This is a genomic window from Pseudomonas sp. P5_B2 (assembly GCF_056400445.1).
Genome location: NZ_JBFULH010000591.1, coordinates 1 through 2,476, shown reverse-complemented (window position 1 = coordinate 2,476; position 2,476 = coordinate 1). Strand labels below are relative to the sequence as shown.

Annotated in this window: 5 protein-coding genes; all 5 read right to left on the bottom strand. The window is 61.1% G+C overall.

What is annotated here, in order from left to right:
- On the bottom strand, positions 1 to 990 hold a 990-nt coding region (locus AC1DRJ_RS24390), incomplete at its 3' end, for a glycosyl transferase family protein (protein ID WP_477804411.1).
- Positions 987 to 1,322 carry a TusE/DsrC/DsvC family sulfur relay protein gene (locus tag AC1DRJ_RS24385; protein ID WP_477804410.1) on the bottom strand — a complete coding sequence of 112 codons (336 nt, stop codon included), beginning with the start codon at positions 1,320 to 1,322 and terminating at the stop codon, positions 987 to 989. The genes AC1DRJ_RS24390 and AC1DRJ_RS24385, both read right to left, overlap by 4 nt.
- Entirely contained in the window at positions 1,319 to 1,612 is a 294-nt protein-coding gene (gene tusB, locus AC1DRJ_RS24380) for a sulfurtransferase complex subunit TusB (protein WP_477804409.1), read from the bottom strand. The genes AC1DRJ_RS24385 and tusB overlap by 4 nt, the downstream gene beginning before the upstream one ends.
- A complete protein-coding gene (gene tusC / locus AC1DRJ_RS24375; RefSeq protein ID WP_477804408.1) occupies positions 1,612 to 1,974 on the bottom strand; it encodes a sulfurtransferase complex subunit TusC in 363 nt (120 codons plus the stop codon). Before tusC ends, tusB begins: the two co-directional genes overlap by 1 nt.
- Position 1,975: 1 nt before the next feature.
- Positions 1,976 to 2,368 (bottom strand): sulfurtransferase complex subunit TusD, encoded by a 393-nt coding sequence (gene tusD, locus AC1DRJ_RS24370; RefSeq protein ID WP_477804407.1) that lies wholly within the window; start codon positions 2,366 to 2,368, stop codon positions 1,976 to 1,978.
- Between the last annotated feature and the right edge of the window lie 108 nt (positions 2,369 to 2,476).

The window sequence follows — 2,476 nt, the reverse complement described above, 5'->3', positions numbered from 1 at the left end:
GTCGCGAGCGTCCCAGTACTGTTGGGCTGTTTCGAACGCCTGATCGCGGGATTGACCGAGCCCACGCAACGCCAGGGCCATGGTCGAAATCAGGGCCATTTGCGGGTAGCTGTCGACCACGTCACCGCGCCAGACCGCCTTCAAATGCTCAGGGTCGAGAGAGGCTGGTTTGACGTGACGCTGGGTCGACATTTGCGGCCATTCTTCGTCCCAGCTTTCACCGGCCGTGGTGCCATACAAATGGCTGTCAGCGTCCGGGTTGATCTCGATCTCGCCGCCATCTCCTTTCACCACAATCGCCGTGTCGCCCAGCAAGCCACTGGCATCGCGGTGCACGGCCTGATAGCCGGGGTGGAAAATACTTTGCAGACCGCAACGCGCGCCCAACGGATTGAGGATGCGCGTGAGGGAGTGGATCGGCGAGCGCAGGCCCAGGGTGTTACGCAGGTCGATCATGCGCTGCAGTTGCGGCGCCCAATCCACCAGCGGCATGAATGCCAGGCCACCGTTATCCAGTGCTGCACCCACCTGTTGCCAGTTGCGGCACAGCGGAATGTCCAGTCCTTCCAGCAGTTGTTCGCTGTACAGTCGACCCGCCGTGTGCGCGGCGGCGCCGTGCATGAAAATTCGTACGCCGTTCTGCGCCAGGCACTTGGCCGCCAGCAGGTACCACGGCAGATGACGCTTCTTGCCGGCATAGGTCGGCCAGTCCAGATCGACATTCAAGACAGGAGCCTGCAAACGTTCACGCAGGGCTGCGGTGAACCCGGCCATTTCCTCGGCGCTTTCTTCCTTGTGCCGCAGCAGCATCAGGAACGCACCGAGCTGGGTGTCTTCGACCTTGTCGTCGAGCACCATGCCCATGGCTTCGCGGGCTTCTTCACGCGTCAGGTCGCGGGCACCGCGTTTACCTTTGCCGAGGATCCGCACGAACTGGGCGAATGGGTGCTCGGCGGGTGTTTCGAGGGTCAGCGCTGGAAAGTCGGTCATAAGCAATTCGTCGGTTTGGGCAGGCCCGCCAGTTTCGCGGCGAGTTTGGCAGGGGTGCCTTTGAACAATCGGTTCAGGTGCAGGCTGTTGCCTTTTTCCGGGCCGAGCTTCAACGCGGTGTATTTGATCAGCGGCCGGGTGGCCGGCGACAACTGGTATTCGTCATAGAAACCGCGCAGCAGTTCGAGGATTTCCCAATGCTCAGGACTCAACTCAATGTCTTCAGCTGCGGCCAGGGCACTGGCCACATCGGCGGACCAGTCGCTCAATTCGACGAGGAAACCGTCCTTGTCCAACAAGACGGCGCGAGCGCCCACTGTCAGGGAATTCATAGCCAACTGTTGACCTTGTCATGGTGAATCGACAGCTCGACGAAGGCCGGGTAATCGATGCCCTTGACCCAGTCGGGAATTTCTATGGAGCGCGCTTGAACGTCTTCGGCCATTACAAACAGTTGCAGACCGCGAGTATTCAGCGCGCTGAAAGGCGCAGTGCCCGGCTGCAGGGCATAGACTGCGTCGCCGCTCAGCAGCAGCGCATCGTTGGCGCCGATCACGCGAAGGCAACTGGCCAGGCGATCGTCGCCGAACGGAGAATGAGACAACACATGCAAAGTCGACATCAGAGGGTGATCACCTGGTTGTAACGGTCAATAAGGGCGGTGATGTCGTGGGCGGTCAGCAACCGGGCTTCTTCCAGTGACAATCCGGAAGGGTCCAGCCCACGTTCTGCGACACTGTCGCCGCAGACGAACAGCTCCTCGACGCCGAACATCGGCAAGGCTTGCAGGTTGGCGCTCAGGTCTTTTTGTTGCAGCGCTTTTGCGTCCTGTTTCGCGGCGAGTTGGAACACCCCGTCATCGAGAAACAGCAGGCCGATCGGCAGATCGAAAGCACCGCCAGCGAGCACGATGTCCAGTGCTTCGCGGGCATTGGGTCCGGACCATGGCGCCTGACGGCTGATAATCAGCAAGGATTTAGCCATCTCACGCGCCCCCAAAACAGATCAAACGGTCAGCGTCCTGCACCGCGTCATGCAACTGGCCGAGGCCGGACAATTCCCACGGCGCACCGACTGCAACGGCATCACGCTGATAACGCCCGGCTTCTTCCTCGTCCAACACACCACGGCGCAGGGCGGCAGCGATACAGACGACGCCGTCCAGTTGATGCTCGCTGACAAGCGCGCGCCATTGCTTGGGCAGGTCCAGTTCGTCTTGCGGCGTGACCACACTGGCGGACGCGTTGTAGACGCCGTCCTGATAGAAAAACAACCGGACAATCTCATGCCCACCGGCCAACGCAGCCTGGGCGAACAGCAAGGCACGGCGCGAGGAGGGCGCATGGGCGGCGGAAAACAGCGCGATGGCGAACTTCATGTCGGACTCGATCAGCGAAACTGTGGCCATGATAAAGYTTTATCGGCGGGGCGGCGAAGGGCGTTTTCTCTCGGGACCGGGTTGCGGCCATCGCGAGCAAGCCCGCAC